The sequence below is a fragment of the Amycolatopsis samaneae genome, assembly GCF_039541975.1.
Classification (GTDB): Bacteria; Actinomycetota; Actinomycetes; order Mycobacteriales; family Pseudonocardiaceae; genus Amycolatopsis; species Amycolatopsis samaneae.
The window spans coordinates 1-23,943 of sequence record NZ_BAABHG010000029.1; the positions used below are offsets into that span (position 1 = coordinate 1).

The 23,943-nt window shown below is 70.3% G+C and carries 18 protein-coding genes; 9 read left to right on the plus strand and 9 right to left on the minus strand.

Annotated elements, in window-relative coordinates; translation table 11 throughout:
* The 4 genes from ABD987_RS43020 to ABD987_RS43035 form a co-directional block, all read left to right on the plus strand.
* Positions 1-1,820, plus strand: a 1,820-nt coding sequence (locus tag ABD987_RS43020) for a polymorphic toxin-type HINT domain-containing protein (protein ID WP_345408521.1), incomplete at its 5' end; no start/stop codon positions are given.
* Between the two features lie 2 nt (positions 1,821-1,822).
* Positions 1,823-2,302 (plus strand): hypothetical protein, encoded by a 480-nt coding sequence (locus ABD987_RS43025; RefSeq protein ID WP_345408523.1) that lies wholly within the window; start codon positions 1,823-1,825, stop codon positions 2,300-2,302.
* Between the two features lie 6 nt (positions 2,303-2,308).
* Complete coding sequence (locus ABD987_RS43030) at positions 2,309-4,360, plus strand: AbfB domain-containing protein (protein WP_345408525.1); 2,052 nt, start codon at positions 2,309-2,311, stop codon at positions 4,358-4,360.
* 84 nt (positions 4,361-4,444) lie between these two features.
* On the plus strand, positions 4,445-6,490 hold the full coding sequence (locus tag ABD987_RS43035; protein ID WP_345408527.1) for an AbfB domain-containing protein: 2,046 nt from the start codon (positions 4,445-4,447) through the stop codon (positions 6,488-6,490).
* A 58-nt stretch (positions 6,491-6,548) separates the two neighbouring features.
* Here ABD987_RS43035 and ABD987_RS43040 read toward each other — a convergent pair whose 3' ends face one another.
* The 3 genes from ABD987_RS43040 to ABD987_RS43050 form a co-directional block, all read right to left on the minus strand.
* Entirely contained in the window at positions 6,549-7,310 is a 762-nt protein-coding gene (locus ABD987_RS43040) for an adenosylcobinamide-GDP ribazoletransferase (protein ID WP_345408529.1), read from the minus strand.
* Between the two features lie 85 nt (positions 7,311-7,395).
* Entirely contained in the window at positions 7,396-8,418 is a 1,023-nt protein-coding gene (cobT, locus tag ABD987_RS43045; protein ID WP_345408531.1) for a nicotinate-nucleotide--dimethylbenzimidazole phosphoribosyltransferase, read from the minus strand.
* Between the two features lie 11 nt (positions 8,419-8,429).
* Positions 8,430-9,035 carry a bifunctional adenosylcobinamide kinase/adenosylcobinamide-phosphate guanylyltransferase gene (locus ABD987_RS43050; RefSeq protein ID WP_345408533.1) on the minus strand — a complete coding sequence of 202 codons (606 nt, stop codon included), beginning with the start codon at positions 9,033-9,035 and terminating at the stop codon, positions 8,430-8,432.
* A gap of 36 nt (positions 9,036-9,071) precedes the next feature.
* On the opposite strand from ABD987_RS43050, the gene ABD987_RS43055 reads away from it, so the two are divergent.
* The 3 genes from ABD987_RS43055 (at position 9,072) to ABD987_RS43065 (ending at position 12,363) form a co-directional block, all read left to right on the plus strand.
* Positions 9,072-10,001: a cobalamin biosynthesis protein gene (locus tag ABD987_RS43055; RefSeq protein ID WP_345408535.1), complete on the plus strand. Its 930-nt coding sequence runs from the start codon at positions 9,072-9,074 to the stop codon at positions 9,999-10,001.
* Positions 9,998-11,479 (plus strand): cobyric acid synthase, encoded by a 1,482-nt coding sequence (locus tag ABD987_RS43060; protein WP_345408537.1) that lies wholly within the window; start codon positions 9,998-10,000, stop codon positions 11,477-11,479. Before ABD987_RS43055 ends, ABD987_RS43060 begins: the two co-directional genes overlap by 4 nt.
* Positions 11,480-11,547: 68 nt before the next feature.
* A complete protein-coding gene (locus tag ABD987_RS43065) occupies positions 11,548-12,363 on the plus strand; it encodes an SDR family NAD(P)-dependent oxidoreductase (protein WP_345408539.1) in 816 nt (271 codons plus the stop codon).
* Between the two features lie 24 nt (positions 12,364-12,387).
* On the opposite strand, the gene ABD987_RS43070 is transcribed toward ABD987_RS43065, so the two are convergent.
* The gene (locus ABD987_RS43070; RefSeq protein ID WP_345408541.1) at positions 12,388-13,164 is read right to left on the minus strand and encodes a CbtA family protein; all 777 of its coding nucleotides are present in this window, start codon (positions 13,162-13,164) and stop codon (positions 12,388-12,390) included.
* 17 nt (positions 13,165-13,181) lie between these two features.
* A complete protein-coding gene (locus ABD987_RS43075) occupies positions 13,182-13,391 on the minus strand; it encodes a CbtB domain-containing protein (RefSeq protein ID WP_345408543.1) in 210 nt (69 codons plus the stop codon).
* 198 nt (positions 13,392-13,589) lie between these two features.
* On the opposite strand from ABD987_RS43075, the gene ABD987_RS43080 reads away from it, so the two are divergent.
* Complete coding sequence (locus ABD987_RS43080; protein WP_345408545.1) at positions 13,590-14,489, plus strand: ROK family protein; 900 nt, start codon at positions 13,590-13,592, stop codon at positions 14,487-14,489.
* A gap of 58 nt (positions 14,490-14,547) precedes the next feature.
* On the opposite strand, the gene ABD987_RS43085 is transcribed toward ABD987_RS43080, so the two are convergent.
* The 3 genes from ABD987_RS43085 to gltB all read right to left on the minus strand — a co-directional run bounded on the left by ABD987_RS43085 (position 14,548) and on the right by gltB (position 22,260).
* Positions 14,548-15,969 (minus strand): Dyp-type peroxidase, encoded by a 1,422-nt coding sequence (locus ABD987_RS43085; RefSeq protein ID WP_345408547.1) that lies wholly within the window; start codon positions 15,967-15,969, stop codon positions 14,548-14,550.
* 284 nt (positions 15,970-16,253) lie between these two features.
* Positions 16,254-17,705, minus strand: coding sequence for a glutamate synthase subunit beta (locus ABD987_RS43090; RefSeq protein ID WP_345408549.1), 1,452 nt, complete (start codon positions 17,703-17,705; stop codon positions 16,254-16,256).
* Complete coding sequence (gltB, locus tag ABD987_RS43095) at positions 17,698-22,260, minus strand: glutamate synthase large subunit (RefSeq protein WP_345408551.1); 4,563 nt, start codon at positions 22,258-22,260, stop codon at positions 17,698-17,700. The genes ABD987_RS43090 and gltB overlap by 8 nt, the downstream gene beginning before the upstream one ends.
* Before the next feature lie 495 nt (positions 22,261-22,755).
* Between gltB and ABD987_RS43100 the strand changes: the two genes are divergently transcribed.
* A complete protein-coding gene (locus ABD987_RS43100; protein WP_345408553.1) occupies positions 22,756-23,409 on the plus strand; it encodes a YigZ family protein in 654 nt (217 codons plus the stop codon).
* Here ABD987_RS43100 and ABD987_RS43105 read toward each other — a convergent pair.
* Complete coding sequence (locus ABD987_RS43105) at positions 23,378-23,938, minus strand: GNAT family N-acetyltransferase (RefSeq protein ID WP_345408555.1); 561 nt, start codon at positions 23,936-23,938, stop codon at positions 23,378-23,380. The genes ABD987_RS43100 and ABD987_RS43105 overlap by 32 nt on opposite strands.
* Positions 23,939-23,943: the final 5 nt, after the last annotated feature.

Below are 23,943 nucleotides of genomic sequence, written 5' to 3' on the forward strand. Positions count from 1 at the left end.
TGGCGAATCAGGCCAAGGCGGTGGGTGCTGAGCAGGCCAAGGCCGCGCAGGACCGGGCGAACGAGGCCCTCGCCGCGGCGAAGTTGGCCGAGGAGGCGGCGGCGCGGGCAGCGGGTGAGGTGAAACCGGCGTTCGACGCGGCGGCTGCGGCGGCCAGGTCGTCGGCGGCGGCGGCGAAGTCGGCGGCGGAGGCGCAGCAGGCCGCGGCCGAGGCCGCTTCGGACGGTGCCGCCGCCCGTGCGGCAGCCGCGCGGGCGAACCAGGCTGATGCGCAGGCCCACGACGACGCGGTCAAGGCCCGTCGGGCAGCGAACCAGGCCAACAGCGACGCCGCCATCGCCGGCCGCGCCGCGTCGGCGGCCGAAGGCGAAGCCGCCGCCGCGCGGGGTGCGGCCAGCCGGGCGGAGTCCGACGCGGCTGCCGCGCGGGGTGCGGCGGATCGGGCGGAAGCCGATGCCACCGCGGCGAACGCGGCGGCCGAGAGCGCGCAGCGGCACGCCGACAACGCCGCCACCGCCGCCAAGAACGCCATGAACGCCGCCATCGAAGCAGGCAAAGCCGCCGACCGCGCCGAAGAAGCCCAACGCCAACGCGAAGCAGAAAAACGCAAGCAGGACGCTGAGGCCGCCGGTGCTGATGAGCAGCAGATTTCCGTGGACGACGAAGACGTGCTGTTCATGGAGGGTGGCCCCGACGCGGTAAAGCAGTACGAGGATGCCCTGAATCAGGCGAAGCACGGCATCATCGACTACATCCTCGAAAACGGCGGGCAGGTGCTGCTGGACGCCATCGGCGTGACCGACGCGAAGAAGTGCTTCGGCGAGGGTGATGTCGCGGCTTGCCTGTGGACGGTGATCAACGTCGGCTCGCTGCTTGTACTCGTCGCGAAGCTGCCGGCAGTCGGTTCGGCGATCGCGAAGATCGCCAGCGGGCTGACGAAGTTTCTCGAAGGCTCGAAGGCTGGGCGCAAGATCCTTGAGCTGGCGAAGAAGACCATCGGGGACGCCAAGCGCGTCTGCGTTCCGAAGAACAGCTTCACGCCGGACACCCCGGTCCTGATGGCCGACGGGTCACATCGGCGGATCGACCAGGTCGTGGTCGGTGAGGAGGTGACCGCGACCGATCCGGTATCTGGCCTGACTGGTCCGCGGCGGGTCAGCGCGATCATCGTGGGGGAAGGAGAGAAGCACCTGGTCAAGGTCGGCGTCGGAGTGGACGGTACTCACACCGGCACAGTTGACGCGACCGACCATCACCCGTTCTGGGTGGATGGCGAAGGACGTTGGGTGGACGCCAAGGACCTGAAACCGGGTTCGCGGCTGCGCGCCGCCGACGGCGGCGAACTTCCCGTCACCTCGGTCGGTTTCCGCACCGAGGTGCGGAAGGTCTACAACCTGACTGTCGAAGGCATTCACACCTACTACGTGGATGCCCACGGCGCGGATGTTCTGGTCCACAACTCCGATGCCTGCGAGGTCGGAGAAGAGCCGAAACCGAAGCCGAGCAAGGAAGTCCCGGTAAGCACGGCGAGCTGGGAAAACGCCAGGAACAAGGCGCTCGAACTGATGGGTGACATCGACCCGGCCACCCGCGTGCCCTATGTCGGCCGAATGGAGAAGGCTACCTCGACCTACGGCAAGGTGTGTGGATTCGAAACCAGGGTCAACGGGGAACTCAAGCGGTTCCGTCTCGACTGGGACCCGGTTAAGGGGCCGCATATCAATGTGACAGTCGGTAAGGGTGGAACGGGGAAGAAGTGGGCGATCGCATGGCCGGGAACCCAGGCGGAGTTCGAGGCGATTTTGCGGGGTAACATCTGATCATGAATGATTTCTACGGCACTCATCCCGCCGCGTTGCAGGACCTGCTCGACGAAATTGGCCCTGTGGAGAGCGCTTTGGTGCATCAGCTCTCCCGCGAGGAGGACGACGCGCTGGCGGCGGTGAGCAGGCGACGGTTTCCCGTTGATCGTGCGACTACCGGGGCGGTCGACTGGTCGGGTGCCGTGGTGCTGGAACAGTCTCTTGAGGAGGACTACGAGGATGCGGCGCGAGTGTTGGGTGAGGTCGTGCTCCGGCACTCGCCCGCAGCCTCCGAAGTAGTCGTGTTCTGGGGAAATCTGGTTATCCCGACGGTTCGGCTGCCCGCCCGGCTTGCCGCGGCGAACGCAGGTGAGCTGATCGATACCGGTGACGACGTATGGATTTACCTGCCGGACGGGAATGTTCTTGTCGAATATTGGCACTCGGGCCGGATCACCGCTGGCATTATCCCGACGAGCGTAGAAATGAATAAGGAGTAGCAAGGAATGCCAAGAACGAGCCCGGCGCAGGGGGTGTTGTCGCGTGCGGTGATCGCGGCGACCGGAGTCGCGTTGCTGGCGGGGCTGGCGGGTGTTCCGGCGCAGGCCGTGCCTACGAACGCGAAGCCGACCGCGGCTGAGGCGGCAGCGGTGCCGGAGGCGACGTTGGAGGACAAGGTCCGCGCTGCGGCGGTGTTGGGGATCGTGGCCGGTGATGATTTGCTGGTGCTCAGCGATCGTAACTTCGTGATCGCGTTGTGGCGTAAGGCGACGGGTTCGGAGGTGCGGGCTTCGGCGGAGCTGGCTTTCTCCGGTAGCGACCTGGAGTGCAGTCAGTGGATCAAGACGGGGATCCATGAGGCGAAGAAGCGGGATGACGTCAAGGAGGTTCGGGACACGGAGATCGCGCGTCAGGCGCGTGAGTTGAAGCGGCACGCGGCGGCGACGATCGGGATCGTCGTGGACCCGGAGTTGTTGATTCAGTCCTATAAGGACTTCGTGTATGCGTTGTGGCAGCGCGCGACCGGCCCGAAGGTGAAGGCCGCCGCGTTGGCGGCGTTCGGTGCGGACGAGGCGGCGCGGAAGGAGTTTCTGCTCAACGGGATCGTCACCGCGCACGCGCGGGACCAGCAGGACAAGATCGATCAGGACAAGGAGCACACCGAGGCGGAGAAGGCCCGCCTCGCCGCGCGCGACGCCAAGGCCCGCGCGGCCGCCGTGCTGGGGATCGTGGCCACGGAGAATCTGCTGATCCTGTCGGATGACAATTTCGTCCGGGAGATCTGGAATCGTGCGGCCCCGGGGACCGAGGTCGCGAGTGCGGCCGAGCGGGCGTTGCGCAGTTCGAACGCGTCGGACTGGAAGGTGTTCATCGACAGCGGTATCTACGACGCGAACCGTCGTGACGTCGCGATCGCGTTGCAGAAGAAGGCCGAGGCCGATCGCCGGCGCCTGGAAGAATTGAAGGTCCGGGCGGAGAACAGCAAGGTCCACCCGAGCCTGGTCGCGGGGGCGACGAAGGCTTTGGCCGGGAGCGTCGACGACATCGACCGCTTCCTCCGCGTCGGCCAGTACGAGGACGGCGTCCTTCGCCAGTCGATCTCGGCGGAGTCACCCGGTGTGCGGGGTACCTACGTTCGTGGCGAGCAGGGTGAGCAGGCGAAGATCGCCTTCGGCAGCGAAGTGCCGCCGTCGGCTCCGGTGGCGGACGCGACATGGAAGGTCGTGCCCGGTCTCGCCGACCTCGACTGCCATTCCTTCGAATCGGTCACCAAGCCAGGCACCTACCTGCGTCAGCTGGACTTCAAGGTGCTCATCGTGCCCAGCGACGGCAGTGACCGTTTCCGCGCGGACGCCACCTGGTGCACCCGCCCCGGCCTCGACCCCTATGGTGTGTCGCTGGAGTCCAAGGGGGCGCCCGGCCGGTTCCTGCGGCACTACGGTGGGCTGGTCTACGCGGCCGACGGCAGCGGCGCGCACCCGTTCGATTCGCCGAACCTGTACGGGCCCGACACGTTCTGGCGAATTTACGGGGAGAACCCGACCACGACGGCGATCGAACGCCGCTGGCTCAACGACGACTACATCCGTGGCCGTGTCGGGGACGCCGTCGCCGAGGAGAAGGTCGTCGGCGACATCCGCTACCGGGACTACAAGAACGGCAGGCTGACCTGGACCAAGGAGGCCGGTGCCAAGGCGGTCGAGGGCGACATCTTCGTCAAGTACCGGGACGCCGGCGTCCTGTCGAGCCCGATCTACGGCGCGGCGGTCACCGACGAGACGGGGACGCCGGACGGTCGCGGCCGCTACAACCACTTCCAGGGTGGTGGCTCGATCTACTGGACGTCCGCGACCGGCGCGCACCTGATCTACGGCGCGATCAAGGACCGCTGGCGCGCGCTCGACTGGGAGCGGTCCTATCTCGGTTATCCGACCACCGACCTCTTCCCGATCGCGGGCGGCACGTGCTCGAACTTCGAGCACGGATCGATCGCCTGGAACTCCGGGACCGGGGTGATCACCGAGTCCCGCGCGGCCTGCCCGCCGCGCGAAGGGTAGCGAACCGAACGTCCGGGTGCCCGTCTCCGTCGTGAGCCGGGCCCACTCGGCAGCCACAAACAGGAACCGAGGAACAGAGGGGTTATGAAGAAAAGACCTGGGGTGTTGTCGCGCGCGGTGATCGCGGCGACCGGAGTCACGTTGCTGGTGGGGCTGGCCGGTGTTCCGGCGCAGGCCGCGCCGGAGAACACCAAGACCGCGGCCGCCGAGGCCGCGGCGGTGCCGGAGGCGACGCTGGAGGACAAGGTCCGGGCCGCCGCGGTGCTGGGGATCGTGGCCGGCGACGATCTTTTGGTGCTGAACGACCGCAACTTCGTCATCGCGTTGTGGCGTAAGGCGACGGGTTCGGAGGTGCGGGCTTCGGCGGAGCTGGCGTTCTCGGGCTCCGACGCGGAGTGCACCCAGTGGATCAAGACCGGGATCCACGAGGCGAAGAAGCGCGACGACGTGAACGAGATCCGGGACGCGGAGCTCGCGAAGCAGGCGCGCGAGCTGAAGCAGCGCGCGGCCGCGGTGATCGGGATCTCGGCGGGGGACGACCTGCTGATCCTGTCCTACAAGGACTTCGTGTACGCGTTGTGGGAGCGGGCGACCGGGCCGAAGGTCAAGGCCGCCGCGCTGGCCGCGTTCGGCAAGGACGAGGCGGCGCAGAAGGAGTTCCTGCGCAACGGGATCCTCGTCGCGCGCGAGCAGGACGAGAAGGACAAGGCCGAGCAGGACCACGAGCACACCGAGGCGGAGAAGGCGCGGCTCGCGGCGCGGGAGGCCAAATCCCGTGCGGCGTCCGTGCTGGGGATCGTCGCGACGGAGAACCTGCTGATCCTTCCGGACGACAACTTCGTCCGCGAGATCTGGAACCGGGCGAAGCCGGGTACCGAGGTGGCCGCGGCCGCGGAGCGGGCGTTGCGCAGCCCGAACCCGGCCGACTGGAAGGCGTTCATCGACACCGGTATCTACGATGCCAGCAAGCGGGACAACGCGATCGAGTTGCAGAAGAAGGCCGCGGCCGACCGTAAACGCCTGGAAGAGCTGAAGGTCCGCGCGGAGAACAGCAAGGTCCACCCGACGCTCGTCGCCGCGGCGACCCGGATGCTGGCCTCGGGCACCGTCGACGAGATCGACCACTTCCTGCGTATCGGCCAGACCGAGGACGCCGTGCTCCGGCAGTCGCTCCAGGCGGACACGCTGGGCTCGCGCGGGTCCTACATCCGCGGCCAGCAGGGCAGCCAGGCGATCATCGCCTTCGGCAACGCCGCGCCGGTGCCGGGCGAAGGCGCCGACGCCACCTGGAAGGTCGTGCCCGGGCTCGCCGACATCGACTGCCACTCCTTCGAGTCGGTCACCAAGCCGGGCACCTACCTGCGTCAGCTCGACTACAAGGTGCTCATCGCGCCGAGCGACGGCACGCCCCGCTTCTACAACGACGCGACTTGGTGCTCGAAGCCCGGTCTGGAGCCCAACGGCGTGTCGCTGGAGTCCAAGAGCGCGCCCGGTCGCTTCCTGCGGCACTACGGTGGCCTGCTCTACGCCGCCGACCGCAGCGGCGCGCACCCGTACGACGCGGCCCACCTGTTCGAGATCGACTCGTTCTGGCGGGTCCACGGGGAGAACCCGACCACCTCGGCCATCGCGCGCCGCTGGCTCAACGACGACTACATCCGTGGCCGTGTCGGTGACGCCGTCGCCGAGGAGAAGGCCGATGGCGACGTCCGCTACCGGGACTACAAGAACGGCAGGCTGACCTGGACCAAGGAGATCGGCGTCAAGGAGATCGAGGGCGCCATCTTCGCCAGGTACCAGGAGCAGAACCTGCTGAAGAACGACAACTACGGGCCCCCGGTGACCGACGAGACCGGTACGCCGGACGGCCGTGGCCGCTACAACCACTTCAAGGGTGGCGGCTCGATCTACTGGACGTCCGCGACCGACGCGCACCTGGTCTACGGCGCGATCAAGGACCGCTGGCGCACGCTCGACTGGGAGCGTTCGTACCTCGGCTACCCGACGTCCGACGAGTTCGCGGTGCCGGAAGGCCGCCGCAACTGCTTCGAGCACGGCAGCATCACCTTCAACGCCACCACGTTGGCGGTGACCGACGTGCGCGGAGCGTGCACGCCGCCGGCGAAGTGACCGGCTGAGTAATCCGTGAAGGCCCTCTTCGCAGCGCTGAGCGCTGTGAAGGGGGCCTTCACGGCGTCGCCGTCGTGAGCAGGGCGGCGGCCACGGCGACTTCGACGCAGCCGCCGAGGACGTCGCCGGTGATCCCGCCGAGGCGCCGGATGCACTGGGCCAGCAGGAGCGCGGCGACGACGTAGCCGAGGGCGACGGCGAGCGGGCCGCGCCACCACGGCAGGCCAGGCGCCGTCGCGGCGAGACCCGCCGCGAGGACGAACACCAGCACCGCCGCGACCACCGGGACGGACCCGGCGACGGTCGCGCCCAGCCCCTCCGGCCGCGCGGAGGGGACGCCCTTGGCGCAGCACAGCGAGAGCACACATCGTCCACAGAGGACAGCCAGGACCACTGCCGGGACACCGTGTCCGTGCGTGATCGCGCCGCTCAGCGCACCGGCCTGGACGAGCAGGACGAGCACCAGCGTCGCCACGCCGGTCGGGCCGGAGTCGCCGCGGCGCATGACGTCGAGCGCCTTCTCCCGGTCGTAGGAGGCGCCGAGCCCGTCGGCGGTGTCGGCGAGCCCGTCGAGGTGGAGCCCGCGGGTGCCCAGCGCGACCGCGCCCAACGCCAGCGCCGCGACGGCGAAGGCGGGCAGGCCCAGCGCGTCACCCGCGGCGACGATCAGCCCCGCGGCCAGCGCCGGTGGTACCGCCGCGACCGGCGCGAGCACCATCGCGCCCCCGGCCACCCGGCGGTCGATCACCCTCGGCGGCGGGACCGGCACGGTGGTCAGCGTCCCGACCGCCAGCCGCGCCGCGTCACCCCACCGGCTCACCTCCCGCTCCGAAGACGGTCCGTGAATGCCACATTGAGGGACTCAGAGTCCCTCAATGTGGCATTCACGGACCGTCGTGAGCGAGTCACGTGAGGTCCGCGAGCAGGCCCATGTCGGCGAGGATCGCCCGCGCGGCCCGCAGCGTCGGGACGGCCTGCACCGCCCCGCTGCCCTCGCCGAGCCGCAGCCCGAGGTCGAGGATCGGCTCCAGGCCCAGCGCCTTCAGCGCGAACGCCTGCGACGGCTCGGTCGAACGGTGCCCGGCCAGCCACCACCGCTCCGCCCCCGGCGCGATGTCCCGCGCGACCAGCGCCGCGGCGCCGGAGAACACGCCGTCCAGCAGCACCGGCACCGCCCGCGCCGCCGCCTGCACGAGGAACCCCGCCGTCGCCGCCGCGCAGGCGCTGCCCAGCGCGGTCAGCCGCTCGAAGGGGTCTTCGACCCGCCCCGCCGCGCGCGCGAGCGCCGCCGACACGGCCTCGACCTTCCGCGCGAGCCCGGCGGAGTCCACTCCGGTCCCGGCGCCGACGACCTCGGCGGCGGGCAGGCCGAGCGACGCGGCCACGAGCGCCGCGCACACCGCCGTGTTCCCGATCCCCATGTCGCCGGGGATCAGCAGATCGGCCCCGGTCGAGATCTCCTCGTCCGCGAGCGAAAGCCCGGCCTCGAACGCGCGCAGCGCTTCGCCGGGCAGCAGCGCGTCCTCGACGTCGATCGACCCCGAACCACGCCGGATCTTGTGCGCCAGCACGGAAGCCGGTACGTCGGAAACATCCCAGTCGACCGCGATGTCCGCTACCCGCACCCGCGCCCCGACCTGCTCGGCGAGCACGTTCACCCCGCTGTGCCCGGCCAGGAACACCCGCACCATCGCACCGGTGACCTCGCGCGGGTACGCGGAAAGCGCGGACACGCCGTGGTCACCGGCGAACACCACGACCCGGACGTCGGTGAGCGGGCGCGGCGGCACGCAGCCGTGCGCGGCGCTCAGCCACGCCGCGAGTTCCTCCAGCCGTCCCAGCGAGCCGACCGGTTTGACCAGCCCGTCGAGCCGTTCCCGCGCGGCGGCGTGGGCGGCGGCGTCCGGGACGGGGATGGTGAAACGCATGGCGGAACTCCCTACGGCAGGTCGAGCACGCGGCCGGCGAGGACGACCAGCACCCGGTCGGACTCGGCGGACACCCGGTTGTTGAGCGCGCCCAGCACATCACGGAACAGGCGTCCGGACACCGTCGCGGGCACCACACCGCTGCCGACCTCGTTGCTGACCGCGACCACCGGCACCCGCGCCTGTGCCCACGCCGCCAGGAAGTCTTCCAGTCTTTCGTCCAGCCGCAACTCCCAGCCGGGCCGCTGCGTCCACGCGCCGACCTCGTCGAGCACCCGGCTGAGCCAGGTGCCGAGGCAGTCGATGAGCACCGGGCCGGTCGCGCTCCGCAGCACGCCGGGCAGGTCGGTCGTTTCGACGGTCTTCCAGTGCGACGGCCTTCTCGCCTTGTGCGCGGCCACACGCGCGGCCCACTCGGGGTCCTCCGCGCTCGGCGGCAGGCCGGGCGCGACGTAGACGAGGGCCGGGTGGTGCGCGACGAGCCGTTCGGCGTGCCGTGACTTCCCCGAGCGCACCCCGCCGAGGACCAGCACCTTGCCGTCGTCACGTCCGTACCGGCGAAGTGCCCGCGCAAGGGTCTCCAGGTACCCCGCGAGCCGGTGCGTCAGCTTGGTCATACTCCGCATTGTCGTGCACACGCTACCGTTCGCCACGTGCCACTCCGACAAGCAGCCACGACGGCCGGGTTGATCACCGGATTCGCCGCCGACGCGCTACTGGGCGACCCCCGGCGGGGGCACCCGGTCGCCCTGTTCGGGACGGCCGCGGCGGCGCTGGAACGACGGCTATGGGCCGACTCGAAACCACGAGGCGCCGGGTACGCCGCGCTCTGCGTCGGCGCCGCGACGGGGCTCGGCGTCGCCGCTCAGGCCGCGACACGGCGACGTCCCTTCGCGCGCTTCGCGCTGACCGCGGCCGCGACCTGGATCGTCCTCGGTGGACGCGGCCTCGCGGCCGAGGGCACCGAGATGGCCAGGCTGCTCGAAAGCGGCGACGTCCCGGGCGCGCGGAAAAGGCTTTCCCACCTCTGCGCGCGCGACGCCACCGGGCTGGACTCCGCCGAGCTCGCCCGCGCCGCGACCGAGTCGATCGCCGAGAACACCTCCGACGCCGTGGTCGCGCCGCTGTTCTGGGGCGCGGTCGGCGGGATTCCCGGCCTGCTCGGGTACCGCGCGCTCAACACGCTCGACGCGATGGTCGGCTACCGCTCGCCGCGGTACGCGCGGTTCGGCTGGGCGTCGGCCCGCGCCGACGACGTCGCGAACCTCGTGCCCTCGCGGATCGGCGCGGTGCTGACGACGGTGTCGGCTCCGCTGGTCGGCGGGCGGGTCCGCCGGGCGTGGCGGGTCTGGCGGCGCTACGGCGCGCTCCATCCCAGCCCCAACGCCGGGCAGGTCGAGGCCGCGTTCGCCGGGGCGCTGGACGTCCGGCTCGGCGGGACCAACAGCTACGGCGGCCGGGCCGAGCGCCGTGGCACCCTCGGCGAGGGACGCGCGCCGGAGACCGCCGACCTGCGCCGGGCCGTCCGGCTGTCCACAGTGGTCGGTGTGGCGGCGGCCGCCGCCGTGGCGGTGACGAGGTGAGCGGGCTGCTGGTCGCCGGGACCACATCGGACGCGGGGAAGAGCCTGGTCACCGCCGGGATCTGCCGCTGGCTGGCGCGTCGGGGGATCCGGGTCGCGCCGTTCAAGGCGCAGAACATGTCCAACAACTCGATGGTCTGCGCGGACGGCGCCGAGATCGGCCGCGCGCAGTGGCTCCAGGCCCGCGCGGCGCGTGCCGAGCCCGAGGCCGCGATGAACCCGGTGCTGCTCAAGCCGGGCAGCGACCGGCGCAGTCACGTCGTCGCGCTGGGCAAGCCGTTCGGGACGCTCGAAGCGGGGGAGTACGCCACCGGGCGCGCCGGGCTCGCGTCGATCGCGTTCGACGCCTACGCCGAGCTGAGCGGCCGCTTCGACGTCGTGGTCTGCGAGGGCGCGGGCAGCCCGGCCGAGATCAACCTCCGCGCCGGGGACTACGTCAACCTGGGGCTGGCGCGGCGGTTCTCCCTGCCGGTGCTGGTGGTCGGCGACATCGACCGGGGCGGGGTGCTCGCCGCGATGTTCGGCACGCTCGCGCTGCTCTCGGCCGAGGACCAGGCGCTGGTCGCGGGCTGGGTGGTCAACAAGTTCCGCGGCGACGTCGGTCTGCTCCGGCCCGGTCTGGCCAGCCTGGAGCGGGTCACCGGGCGGCCGGTGCTGGGCGTGCTGCCGTGGCTCGACCGGGTGTGGATCGACTCCGAGGACGCGCTCGCGGTGGCGGGCTGGCGCCGCGAGCAGACGGGCGGCGGCCTGACCGTCGCGGTGGTGCGCTTCCCGCGTGCCTCCAACGCCACCGACGTCGACGCGCTGGCCGCCGAACCCGGCGTCACCGTGACGCTGACCGCCGACCCCGACGTCGTCGCGGCCGCGGACCTGGTGGTGCTGCCGGGGTCACGGGCCACAGTGGACGATCTGCGCTGGCTGCGCTCGCGCGGCCTCGACGCGGCGGTGACCGCGCGGGCCGCCGCCGGACGCCCGGTGCTCGGCGTCTGCGGCGGCTACCAGATGCTCGCCGAGTCCATTGTGGACGACGTGGAATCCGGTGCGGGCGAGGTGGACGGCCTCGGACTGCTGCCGACGCGGGTGGCCTTCGCCGCGGAGAAGGTGCTCGGGCGGCCACACGGTTCCTGGCGGGGCCACCAGGTGTCGGCGTACGAGATCCACCACGGCAGCGCCACGGCCGTCGCGCCCGCGGAGTCCTTTTTGGATGGTCACCGTGCCGGTGCGGTGTGGGGCACGACCTGGCACGGCGCGTTCGAGAACGACGGCTTCCGCCGCGCCTGGCTCACCGAGGTCGCCCGCGCCGCGGGCCGCTCGTGGACGCCCGCCCCGGACGCGCCCGGTTTCGCCGCGCTGCGCGAGGACATGCTGGACCGCCTCGCCGACGCCGTCGACACCGCGCTCGACACGTCCGTGCTGCTGCGCCTGCTCGACTCCGGCGCCCCGGCCGGACTTCCCTTCGTCCCGCCCGGCGCGCCGTGAAAGGTCTCTGAAGGCCACCATGAGAGACCAGAACGCCCTCAAGGTGGCCTTCAGAGAAAGGAGACCCCGTGACTTCCCAGGTCTGGTTCGTCACCGGTGCCGGACGCGGCTTCGGCAGGCTCGTCACCGAGCGGGCGCTCGCGGCGGGCCACCGTGTCGTCGGAACCGCGCGTAATCCCGCGGCGCTGGAGGATCTGCTCGCCCGGCACGGAGACGCCCTCGTCGCCCTTCCGCTGGACGTCACCGACCGCGCGGCCGTGTTCGCCGCCGTCGAGACGGCCGCGAAGGCGTTCGGGCGCATCGACGTGGTGCTCAACAACGCGGGGCAGGGGCTCATGGGCGCGGTCGAGGAGCTCACGGAAGCCGCGGTGCGCGAGCTGATGGACGTCAACTTCTTCGGCGCGCTGTGGGTGACGCAGGCGGTGACGCCGGTCCTGCGGACGCAGAAGTCGGGACGGCTGCTGCAGATGTCGAGCGTCGGCGGCGTGCTCGGCGTCCCGACGATGGGCGCGTACGCCGCGAGCAAATGGGCGCTGGAGGGACTGAGCGAAGCGCTCGCGGGCGAGCTGGCGCCCTTCGGGGTGCACGTGACGCTCGTGGAGCCGCGCACCTACGCCACCGGATTCCTCCGCCAGAGCATGAAGATCGCCGAACCGCGTCCGGAGTACCGGCCGGTGCGCGCCGCGCTGGCGCGCGCGTACGCGGGTGACCGGCCCGGCGACCCGGCGCGCGTCGCCGAGGCGTTGCTCGCCCTGGCGGCGGTGGCGGAACCGCCGTTGCGTGTCCTGCTCGGCGACGGGGACTACGACGTCGTGCTCGACGCCTACCGGAAGCGCGTCGAAGAGTGGGAACGGTGGGAAAGGATCAGCCGCGACGCGGGCTGAGCGCGTCGCGGCCGACCTGACGCCCTACGCCGAAACGGTGGCGACACTCTTACGTGCCAACGCCTTTTCGGCCAGGAAGCCGAAAACCAGGCCAAGGGAGATCCACAGGGTCAGCTGCGTGCCCACCGACGCGGTGCGGAAACTCCACAGCGTCGAGCCGGGGAAGGTCGCCGGGACCTCGTCGATCACCGGCATCAGCCACGCGGCCACCGCGACCACGACGACGTACCCGGCGCAGGCCAGCAGCCCGCCCCGCCACGCGCCCAGCGCGTCGGCGAGTTTGCGGCCGAAGGCGGCGGCGAGAATCCCGGCCAGCAGCGAAATCGCGAGGAAACCGAAGTACAGCTCGGTACGTTGCCCGATCGTGCCTGCCTGGCCGACCGCGGGCGGGTTCGCCGGGTACTTCAGGAACGGCACCAGGAACACCACCGCGAAGGCACCGCCGGTGAGCAGCGCCGTGGTGACACGGGGACGCAGCGTGCCGATCCTGCCGTAGACGAACGCGAAGGCGAGCGAGAACAGCCCGCCGATCGCGACCCCGTACACCGCGACACCGGCGAAAAGCCCAAGGGTGCTCTGGATGTCGCGCGGGACGACCTCCTCCTCGGGTTCGGCGTGCGCGGGTGCGGGTTCGGCGCCCGCGCCGTGTTCGTGCGTGTGGGAGTGCGCGGCGCCGCCCGACTCCTCGATGCCGATGGCCGCGTTGACCGACGGCTCACCGAAGAGGTAGGCGAAAACGAACGCGAGCACACCGGCGATCAGGCCCGCGAGCATCCCGCGGACCAGCAAGGTCTTCATCATGAGTGGCGCGGCCCCGCTCAGTGGCAGGGGAAGGCCAGCAGGTGCCGGCCGTCGTGCACGAACTCGTGGACGTAGGTGTTCGCGAACACCGAAAGCGCGCCCTGCTCGGTGCTGACGAAGTACAGCGCGATCAGCGCGAGGAGGGTGACGAACACCGCCCACGGCAGGATTTCGCGGATCGGGATCCGCAGCGGGACAGGGGCGGCTGTGATCGCCGGGTTCGTCACGGTGACCTCCTTGGGCTTGCGCGGCCTCGTCGGGGACAACATTTCGACGGCTCCGGGTCTGGCTTCCCCCTCGGGGGTCACAGTGGCGCGACCGCGCGGATTCTCACCGCGTTCCGGATTCCGTCGGCTGGCCGTCTGAGAGTAGGTCGCGGTGCCGGGGGCGTCAATGCGCCGGCACGGGATGTGACAATGCGGGGCATGGACACGGTGGCCGCACTCGATGTCGGCGGTACGACGATCAAGGCCGCGCTGCTGGACACGCGGCTCGGCGTCCTGGCGGAACGGCAGGTCCCGACCGCGCGCGGCGCGGACGGGACGGCACTCGCGGAGCAGGTCACCGCGCTGGTGCGGGAGCTGGGCGGGACGACGTCGGTGCGCGCGGCGGGCGTCGTGGTGCCGGGGATCGTCGACGAACAGGCCCGGGTGGCGCGGTTTTCGGCGAATCTCGACTGGCGGGACGTCCCCTTCGGCGAACTGCTGGAGGCCCGGCTCGGGCTGCCGGTCGCCTTCGGGCACGACGTCAGCGCGGGTGGGCTCGCCGAGTTCCGGGTGGGGGCGGGGCAGGGGTGCGTGGACGCGGCGTTCGTCGCGGTCGGGACCGGGATCGCCGCGGCGCTGCTGCTGGACGGCCGGATCCGCCGGGCACACGGGCTGGCGGGCGAAATCGGGCATATCGACGTCGGTCACCGTGCGCGGTGCGGCTGCGGCGCGGTCGGGTGCCTGGAGGCGATCGCGTCGGCCTCGGCGATCGCGCGGAACTACGCCGAACGGGCGGGCCGGGACGTCGACGGCGCGCAGCCGGTGCTCGAACTCGCCCGCGACGGCGACGCGCTCGCGGCGGCCGTGGTGTCCGAGGCGGTGGACGGGCTCGTGCACGGCCTCCGGACGCTGGTGACGTTGCTCGGGCCGGAGGCGGTCGTGCTCGGCGGTGGCCTGTTCGCGGCGGGGGAGTTCGTCGTCGCGCCGGTGCGCGAGCGGCTGGCGGCATCGCTGACCTTCCAGCGGATGCCCGATCTGCGCGTCGCGAAACTCGGCCCCGAAGCGGGCCGCCTCGGCGCCGGTCTGCTCGCCCTCGACCTGCTCGGCCAAAGACTCTGAAGGCCACCATGAGGGCGTCTAGGTCCCTCATGGTGGCCTTCAGAGCACCGCGGGAGAATCAGGCCAGTGCGCGCAGGAAAGCCAGTGACGGCATGAAGAAGTAGTCGCCGCCCTTGAGGGTCACCGCCTGCGGGACGGGATCGGCGGTCTGCTTCGCCTTGCCGCCCCAGTCGACGACGTAGTCCGACGGCGTGCGGGTGCCCTGCCCGATCACCGGGTCGAGCCCCGGAACGACCGGCGGGGCCGGGGGAACCGTCCTGACACGCGGGAAGGCCGGGTTGTTGGCCCAGTTCGCCTGGGTGAACTCGAACTGGTTGCCCAGCGACGCGTTGAACGCCATGAACAGCAGCCCGACCTCTCCCGACGGCCGGGCCGAGGGCGGCAGATCCGCGTTCGGGTCGTCGGCCCGCTCGCCGTAGGGCACCCCGCGCCGCGCCATCAGGTGCTGACGTTCCTGCGGGAGTTCCTCGACCCCGCCGCTGCCGCGCGGGTTCGTCTTGCGGATGTGCGCCTGGTACGGGCACTTCGTGGCGTTTTCGTCGCTGTCATAGGTGAAGTTGTTGGACACCGGGCTTTCCGCGCCGTCCTCGCGCTGGGTGGTCAGCGGTGTGCCGTCCTCGAACCGGCCGATGATCATCGCGCCCGCGCGTTCACGGTCGGTGCCGCGCAGGCCGAGCGTGTCGGCGAGGTCGGACTCGGCCTGCTTGAACCGCCGGACGTTCTGTTCCAGCTTCCGGAAGACGAAGTAGCTGCCGAAGTGGGCGGCCGGGTTCGGCGCGGCGGCGTCCGGCACCAGGACCTGGCCGAGCGGCGCGCCCGGGTTCCACACGTTGATGCCGTCGGTGGTGTTCTTCTCGGCGTCGAGGTCCTCGCCGAGGAACAGCGGCTGGCTGCGGCCGTCGACGTACCCGAAGTGCTCGATGCTCTCGCCCCGCGCGTTGATCCGGCCGAGGCCGATCTCCTCGGTGAGCACCGTCGCGGAGTCCGGCAGCAGGGCCAGGATCTCGTTGCGACGCGCGGTCATCGCCGAATCGGTCGCGTCCCCCACCAGGACCACGGCGTGGAGTTCGTCGCGGTAACCCGGGTCGAAGGTCGAACGGGGTGGATCGGTGAGTGTCCGTCTGGTCTCCGGCGCGCGCATCCCGCGCTGGAACGACGGGTCCGCCGGCGCCTTCCGCACACCGAGGAACCGATAGCCCGACGCGGTGAGCCCGACGCCGACGTACGGTGTCCCGGTGGTAGCGTCCGCCTTGAACGCGTCGACCTCCCTGAGGTGTTGTTTCGCCGACTTCATCTGCTGTTTCGCCAGCGTGGCAAGGAAAACGCGGGCTTCGACGACATTGGTGAAACGCAGGAACAGCGCGGAAAGATGATCGCGGACGTGCGGCTTCAGAATGTTCGGCTGGAGTTCGTCGAGCATGGTCGACGCGTCACCGGTCGCGGATTTCCAGCTCAACGTGGTGGTGAGATCGACAGCCATCAGGGTCCCCTTCCCCCATGAAAAACACCGTCCGTTGGACGGCACGCCGTCGGCTCGAGCCCCCTCGTCACCGACGGCGTCCCCTACCTCCAGGTTGCGCTGAGTACCCGCCGCAATGCCACCCTTTCACTCGAAAGGAGCAATAGGGTCAGAGGGGAATCGCGGGACTCGTGTGATCAAAAGCGAAACTCGCGTGATGGGACACGTAACTCGCGTGATTGAACGAGGTCCGGGTTCAATCACGCGAGTTCGGTGCCGAATCACGCGAGTTTCGCGGTTCGGGACTACGCGATGGGGCGGTCGGTGGGGCGGATCGGGGCGGGGAGGACGTCGCGGCCGGTGAGGTAGGCGTCGACGGCGGACGCCGCGGAGCGGCCCTCGGCGATCGCCCATACGATGAGCGACTGGCCGCGGCCCATGTCGCCCGCCACGAACACGTTGTCCAGGTTCGTCCGGAAGTCCTTGTCCCGCGCCACGTTCCCGCGCGGGTCCAGGTCGACGCCCAGCGATTCGAGCAGGCCTTCGCGCTGCGGGCCCACGAAGCCCATCGCCAGCAGCACCAGCTGCGCGGGCAGCTCCCGTTCGGTGCCGGGGACCGGGACGAACCTGCCGCCCTCGTTGCGCACCTCGACCAGCGAAAGCGCGCGCACCCGGCCGTCGGCGTCACCCAGGAACTCCTGCGTGTTGACCGAGTACAGCCGCTCGCCACCCTCCTCGTGCGCCGAGGAAACCCGGTAGATCATCGGGTAGGTCGGCCACGGGTGGGCGTCCGAACGGGCCTGCGGCGGCCGCGGCATGATCTCCAGCTGCGTCACCGACTTCGCGCCCTGACGATGCGACGTGCCGACGCAGTCCGCGCCGGTGTCACCGCCGCCGATCACCACGACGTCCAGCCCGGCCGCGTCGAACGGCGACACCTCCAGCTCGCCCGCGGCCACCCGGTTCGCCGGGGGCAGGAACTCCATCGCCTGGTGGATGCCGTCCAGCTCGCGGCCGTCGATCGGCAGATCCCGCCACGCCGTCGCCCCGCCCGCGAGCACCACGGCGTCGTAGGAGGACCGCAGTTCCTCCGCGGTGACGTCGACGCCGACGTTCACCGAGGTCCGGAATTCCGTGCCCTCGGCCCGCATCTGGTCGAGCCGGCGGTCCAAACGGGACTTCTCCATCTTGAACTCGGGGATGCCGTAGCGCAGCAGCCCGCCGATCCTGTCGGCCCGCTCGAGGACCACGACGCTGTGGCCCGCGCGCGTCAGCTGCTGCGCCACGGCAAGTCCGGACGGCCCCGAACCGACGACGGCGACCGTCTTGCCGGTCTTCGTCGCCGGGACCTGCGGAGTGACCCAGCCTTCCTCGAAGGCCCGGTCGACGATCGAGATCTCGACCCGCTTGATCGTCACCGGATCGTCGTTGATCCCGAGCACACAAGCGGTTTCACACGGCGCCGGGCACAACGTGCCGGTGAACTCCGGGAAGTTGTTGGTCGCGTGCAGCCGCTCGGCCGCCTCGCGCCAGTCCTCCTGCCAGGTCAGCGTGTTCCACTCCGGGATGAGGTTCCCGAGCGGACAGCCCTGGTGGCAGAACGGGATCCCGCAGTCCATGCAGCGCCCGGCCTGCTTCTGGAGCTTCGTCGTCGCGAAGTCCTCGTAGACCTCGCGCCAGTCCATCAGCCGCAGATCCACCGGCCGGCTCTTCGGCGTTTCACGTCGGGTGGTCAGAAAACCCTTGGGGTCAGCCATGAGCCGCCTCCATGATCGCCTCGTTCACGTCCCGCCCGTCCCGCTCCGCCTTCGCCTGTGCGGCGAGCACCCGCTTGTAGTCCTTGGGCATGACCTTGCCGAACCGGTCGGTGGCCGCGTCCCAGTCCGCCAGCAGCGCCCGCGCGACGGCGGATTCCGTTTCGTTGTAGTACTTCTCCAAAGTGGACCGCAGGAACGCCACGTCCTCGGAGTCGAGCGGGTCGACGTCCACCATCTCCGGGTTCACCCGGTACTGGGGCAGATCGAGCACGTAGGCGATACCGCCGGACATCCCGGCCGCGAAGTTGCGCCCGACCTGGCCGAGCACCACCATCCGGCCCCCGGTCATGTACTCGCCGCCGTGATCGCCGACGCCCTCGACGACGGCCAGCGCGCCCGAGTTGCGCACGCAGAACCGCTCGCCGACCTTGCCGCGGATGAAGATCTCGCCGCTCGTCGCGCCGTAACCGATGACGTTCCCGGCGATGATGTGCTCTTCCGCCGCGTACGTCGCCTCGTACGGCGGCCGCACGATGATCCGGCCGCCCGACAGGCCCTTGCCGACGTAGTCGTTGCCGTCGCCGATCAGCCGCAGGGTGATGCCGCGCGGCACGAACGCGCCGAACGACTGGCCGGCGGTCCCGGTGAAGGTGACGTCGATGGTGTCGTCCGGCAGGCCCTCGCCGCCCCACCGCCGGGTCAGTTCCGAGCCGAGCATGGTGCCCACGGTCCGGTTCACGTTGCGTACCGGCAGTTCCAGCCGCACCTTGTCACCGGAGTTCAACGCACCCTCGGCGAGCTGGATCAGCGTGTTGTCGAGCGCCTTGTCCAGCCCGTGGTCCTGGATCGTCTGCTGGAGCCGCAGCCCGGCCGGCGCCATCTCGGGCACGTGGAAGATCGGTGCCAGGTCCAGCCCGGAGGCCTTCCAGTGCTCGACCGCCTTGCGCTTGTCGAGGAACTCCGCGTGCCCGACGGCCTCGGCGATGGACCGGAAACCCAGCTCCGCCAGGTACTCCCGGACCTCCTGCGCGATGAACTCGAAGAAGTTCACCACGTACTCGGCCTTGCCGCTGAACTTCTCGCGCAGCTTCGGGTTCTGCGTGGCCACGCCCACCGGACAGGTGTCGAGGTGACACACCCGCATCATGATACAGCCGGACACCACCAGCGGCGCGGTCGCGAAGCCGAACTCCTCGGCGCCGAGCAGCGCCGCGACGACGACGTCACGGCCGGTCTTCAGCTGGCCGTCGGTCTGCACCACGATCCGGTCGCGCAACCGGTTGGCCAGCAACGTCTGCTGCGTCTCGGCGAGCCCGAGTTCCCACGGGCCACCGGCGTGCTTGATCGACGACAGCGGCGACGCGCCGGTCCCGCCGTCGTGCCCGGAGATGAGCACGACGTCGGCGTGTGCCTTCGACACCCCGGCCGCGACCGTGCCGACGCCGACCTCGGACACGAGCTTCACGTGGATGCGTGCCTTCGGATTGGCGTTCTTGAGGTCGTGGATCAGCTGCGCCAGGTCCTCGATGGAATAGATGTCGTGGTGCGGCGGCGGCGAAATCAGCCCGACGCCGGGCGTCGAGTGCCGCGTCTTCGCGATCCACGGGTACACCTTGGGGCCGGGCAGCTGCCCGCCCTCGCCGGGCTTCGCGCCCTGCGCCATCTTGATCTGGATGTCGTCGGCGTTGACCAGGTACTCGCTGGTCACCCCGAACCGTCCACTCGCGACCTGCTTCACCGCGCTGCGCCGCTCGGGATCGTAGAGCCGCTCCGAGTCCTCGCCGCCCTCGCCGGTGTTCGACTTGCCGCCGAGCCGGTTCATCGCGATGGCCAGGGTTTCATGCATCTCCGCCGAGATCGAGCCGTAGGAGATCGCGCCGGTGGCGAACCGCTTGACGATCTCCGAGACCGGTTCGACCTCGTCGATCGGCACCGGAGGCCGTGCGCCGTAACGGAAGTCGAACAGCCCGCGCAGCGTCAGCAGCTTCTCGGACTGGTCGTCGACCGCCTTCGTGTACTCCTTGAAGATCTCGTACTTCCCGCTGCGGGTGGAGTGCTGGAGCTTGAACACCGTCTGCGGGTTGAACAGGTGCGGCTCGCCCTCGCGGCGCCACTGGTAGTCCGCGCCGGTCGCCAGCTCCCGGTGGTTCGCGTGGAAACCGTCGGCGGGGAAGGCGTGGCGGTGCCGCTGGGCGACCTCGTCGGCGAGCGTGTCGAAACCGACGCCGCCGAGGCGTGAGGTGGTCCCGGTGAAGCAGGTCTCGATGACCTCGTCGCCGAGCCCGACCGCCTCGAAGATCTGCGCGCCGGTGTAGGAGGCCACAGTGGACACTCCCATCTTCGACATGGTCTTGCGCACGCCCTTGCCCAGCGCCTTGATCAGGTTCTGGGTGGCCTGGTGCGCGGTGACACCGGGAATCCGGCCCTGCAGGGCCATTTCCTCGACGGTCGCCATCGCCATGTACGGGTTGACCGCGGCGACGCCGTAGCCGACGAGCAGCGCGATGTGGTGCACCTCGCGCGCGTCGCCCGCCTCGACGACGAGACCGACCTGGGTGCGGGTCTTCTCCCGGACCAGGTGGTGGTGCACCGCGCCGGTGAGCAGCAGCGAGGGGATCGGCGCGTGGTCGGCGTCGACGCCGCGGTCGGACAGCACGATCAGCCGCGCGCCGTCCTCGATGGCCTCCGACACCTCGGCGCGGATCTCGTCGAGCCGTTCGGTCAGCGCCTGCCCGCCGCCGTGCACGTTGTACCGGCCGAGCACGGTGACCGCCTGGAACTCCGGCAGGTCACCGTCGTCGTTGACGTGCACGAGCTTCGCGAGCTGGTCGTTGTCCAGCACCGGGAACGGCAGCACGATCCGGCGGCACGACCTGGCGTCGGCGTCGAGCAGGTTCGGCTCCGCGCCGAGCTGGGTGCCCAGCGCGGTGACGAGTTCCTCGCGGATGGCGTCCAGCGGCGGATTCGTCACCTGGGCGAACAGCTGGATGAAGTAGTCGTACAGCAGCCGCGAGCGGCTCGAAAGCGTGGCGATCGGTGAGTCGTTGCCCATCGAGCCGATCGGCTCCGCGCCGGTGCGGGCCATCGGTTCGAGGATGGTTTCGAGTTCCTCGGAGGTGTAGCCGAACGCCTGCTGACGGCGCACGAGCGCCGCGTGCAGCGGGACCTCGCGGTCGCGCTCGGGGAGATCCTCCAGCCGCAGTAGCCCGGCGTCCACCCATTCGTCGTAGGGATGCGCGGTGGCCAGCTCGGTCTTGATCTCCTCGTCCTCGACGATCCGTCCCGCGACGGTGTCCACGAGGAACATGCGGCCCGGTTCCAACCGTCCTTTCCGGACGATCCTCGACTGGTCCAGCTCCAGCACGCCGACCTCGCTGGCGAGCACCACCAGGCCGTCGTCGGTGACCCAGTACCGGCCGGGGCGCAGGCCGTTGCGGTCCAGCACCGCGCCGATCTGGTCGCCGTCGGTGAAGGCGACCAGTGCCGGCCCGTCCCACGGCTCCATCAGCGTCGAGTGGAACTCGTAGAACGCGCGGCGCGCGGGGTCCATCTCCTGGTGGTTCTCCCAGGCCTCCGGGATCATCATCAGCACCGCGTGCGGCAGCGACCGGCCACCGAGGTGCAGCAGCTCCAGCACCTCGTCGAAGGAGGCCGAGTCGCTCGCGCCGCGGGTGATGACCGGGTAGATCCGTTTGAGGTCACCGGGAATCAGATCGGTTTCGAGCAGCGCCTCGCGGGCGTCCATCCAGTTCCGGTTGCCGCGCAACGTGTTGATCTCGCCGTTGTGCGCGACGTAGCGGTACGGGTGGGCCAGCGGCCACGAGGGGAAGGTGTTGGTGGAGAACCGGGAGTGCACCAGCCCGATGGCGCTGGTGACGCGCTCGTCGGTGAGGTCGGGGAAGAACTTCTCGACCTGCGGCTCGGTGAGCATTCCCTTGTAGACGATCGTGCGCGAGGACAGCGAGGGGAAGTACACCGCGCCCTCCCCGATCTCCTCGGCCAGCTCGTGTTCCGCGCGCTTGCGGACGCAGAACGCCGCGCGCTCCAGCGCGAGCCCGTCGCGGTTGTTCCGGCGCCCGGCCAGGAACAGCTGGGTGAAGTGCGGCATCGTCTCGGCCGCCGTCGGGCCGACGTGCTCGGGGTCGACCGGCAGCTCGCGCCAGCCGAGCACCCGCATGTCCTCTTCGCCCGCGATGCGCTCGATGGCGCTCATCGCGCGGCCACGCAGCTTCTCGTCGGTCGGGAGGAACGCGGTACCCACCGCGTACGCGCCCGCCTCGGGCAGGGTGAACCCGGCCACCGCGCGGTAGAACTCGTCCGGGATCTGGATCAGCAGGCCGGCGCCGTCGCCGGTGTCGGGTTCAGCGCCCCGAGCTCCGCGATGTTCCAGATTCCGCAGTGCGACAAGTGCTTTGGCCACGATCGCGTGATCTCGCCGTCCCTGGAGGTCGGCGACGAAGGCGACACCGCAGGCGTCGTGTTCGTATTCGGTGCGGTACAGGCCCTTGGCCTGCTCTTCCCCCGAATGAGGGATGGAACTAGCACGGTGGGTCACGGCTGGCCGCCTCCCAAGGCGTCGGCGCGACCGGCACGCACCTCATCAAGTGATTCAGGCAGAACCAGTTAACAAAGTGGTCCGGGACCGCGATGGTCAGTCGAGAGCAGATGTCGTCCAAGGCCGTCGTCCACGAAGGGAGCACGACCGTCCGGAGACAGACATCGGGAGGACCGCACAGCACTGGGCGGCCGAACTGTGGTGGTGCTGCTGTGCACGTGCCCGGCCGTGACGGGCCGTTGTGGTGGGGGCCAGTCAGGGCGCGAGTGTTACTCCCGGGTTCGCCGGGTCTTATGACGATAGTGTGAATTCGCCGTTATCGACATACGTCGTTGCCCGCGCGTGGGAAATGCCACGCTTACGTTGACGCCTTCCGGGGTACTCCCCACCTGACGGAACATCTTGCTCGCGGGTGGCGCGGAATCGTGCCCACCTGCGAAAACGTGCTGCGCTACCGGGTGCCCGCACGGGCGGGAGAGATGAGAAGCTGGCGGGATGACCGGTTCCGATCGTTACCTGTCCGTAGCTCGTGCCGGGGTGCACGAGATCGAGGTACGCAGATCCCGGTTCCTCTGCGCGCTGGCCCCGGTGGACTCCGCCGACGCCGCGCGCGAGGAGATCGCGCGGCGCCGCAGGGCCGAGCCCGGCGCGCGGCACCACTGTCACGCCTTCGTACTGGAGCCGGACGGACGTACCCAGCGTTCCAGCGACGACGGCGAGCCCGCGGGCACGGCGGGCACCCCGATGCTGGAGGTACTGCGGCGCCGCGAGCTGACCGACACCGTGGCCGTCGTCACGCGGTACTTCGGCGGGGTGCTGCTGGGCGCGGGCGGGCTGATCCGTGCCTACGGTCAGGCCGTTGCCGAGGCGATCGACGTGGTCGGCGTCACCGAGTACCGGCGGCTGCGCCTGGTCGAGGTCGCCGTCGACTACGGCCGGGCCGGGCGGCTGGAGAACGACCTGCGGTCCTCGCCGTACCTGGTGCACGACACCTGGTTCGACGACAACGCGCACTTCGAGATCGGTCTCGGCACCGGCCAGGGCGAACCGTTCCACGGCTGGCTGGCCGACCTCACCGGCGGCGAGGCGGTGGCCCGAGACCGGGGGGAGCGCTGGGTCAGGGCCGATTCGGCCACTCGTCCCGGGTGATCGCGTACTCGACCTCGCCGTGTTCGGCGCCCTCGATCGCTTCGGCCCAGTCCTCGTGGAAATTCCGGACGAAGCGCATGCCGATCTTCTCCATCACCCGGCGTGAGCCCTTGTTGACCGCCATCGTGTAGGCGACGACGCGGCGCGTCCCGAACTCGGTGAACCCCTTGTCCAGCAATGCCAGTGAACCCTCGGTGGCGTAGCCCCTGCCCCACGCGGCGTACTTGAGCCGGTAACCGAGCTCGGGTTCGTCCGCGGGCGCGTCCTCCTCGGGGCGGTAGTGGAACCAGCCGAGGAAGGTGCCGGTTTCGCGCTCCTCGGCCGCCCAGAACCCGAAGTGCGCGAACCGCTCGTAGTACGTCAGGTAGTGCGGGAGCAAGTCGTCCGCGAGGTACGCCCGCTCGACGGGTTTCCCGCCGTTGATGAACCGTGTCACGCGGGGATCGTTGCCGAGCGCGTACAAGGCGTCGACGTCGTCCATCGTGAATCGCCGGAGCGTGAGGCGAGCGGTTTCCAGAAAGGGGCGCACGCCTG

What these genes read in the sequence shown, in the direction of transcription:
- ABD987_RS43035 (WP_345408527.1), top strand. Translation starts at nt 4,445, where the DNA reads ATGAAGAAAAGACCTGGGGTGTTGTCGCGCGCGGTGATCGCGGCGACC.
- ABD987_RS43080 (WP_345408545.1), top strand. Translation starts at nt 13,590, where the DNA reads ATGGACACGGTGGCCGCACTCGATGTCGGCGGTACGACGATCAAGGCC.
- ABD987_RS43050 (WP_345408533.1), bottom strand. Translation starts at nt 9,035, where the DNA reads ATGACCAAGCTGACGCACCGGCTCGCGGGGTACCTGGAGACCCTTGCG.
- cobT (WP_345408531.1), bottom strand. Translation starts at nt 8,418, where the DNA reads ATGCGTTTCACCATCCCCGTCCCGGACGCCGCCGCCCACGCCGCCGCG.
- ABD987_RS43030 (WP_345408525.1), top strand. Translation starts at nt 2,309, where the DNA reads ATGCCAAGAACGAGCCCGGCGCAGGGGGTGTTGTCGCGTGCGGTGATC.
- ABD987_RS43100 (WP_345408553.1), top strand. Translation starts at nt 22,756, where the DNA reads ATGACCGGTTCCGATCGTTACCTGTCCGTAGCTCGTGCCGGGGTGCAC.
- ABD987_RS43025 (WP_345408523.1), top strand. Translation starts at nt 1,823, where the DNA reads ATGAATGATTTCTACGGCACTCATCCCGCCGCGTTGCAGGACCTGCTC.
- ABD987_RS43085 (WP_345408547.1), bottom strand. Translation starts at nt 15,969, where the DNA reads ATGGCTGTCGATCTCACCACCACGTTGAGCTGGAAATCCGCGACCGGT.
- ABD987_RS43070 (WP_345408541.1), bottom strand. Translation starts at nt 13,164, where the DNA reads ATGATGAAGACCTTGCTGGTCCGCGGGATGCTCGCGGGCCTGATCGCC.
- ABD987_RS43090 (WP_345408549.1), bottom strand. Translation starts at nt 17,705, where the DNA reads ATGGCTGACCCCAAGGGTTTTCTGACCACCCGACGTGAAACGCCGAAG.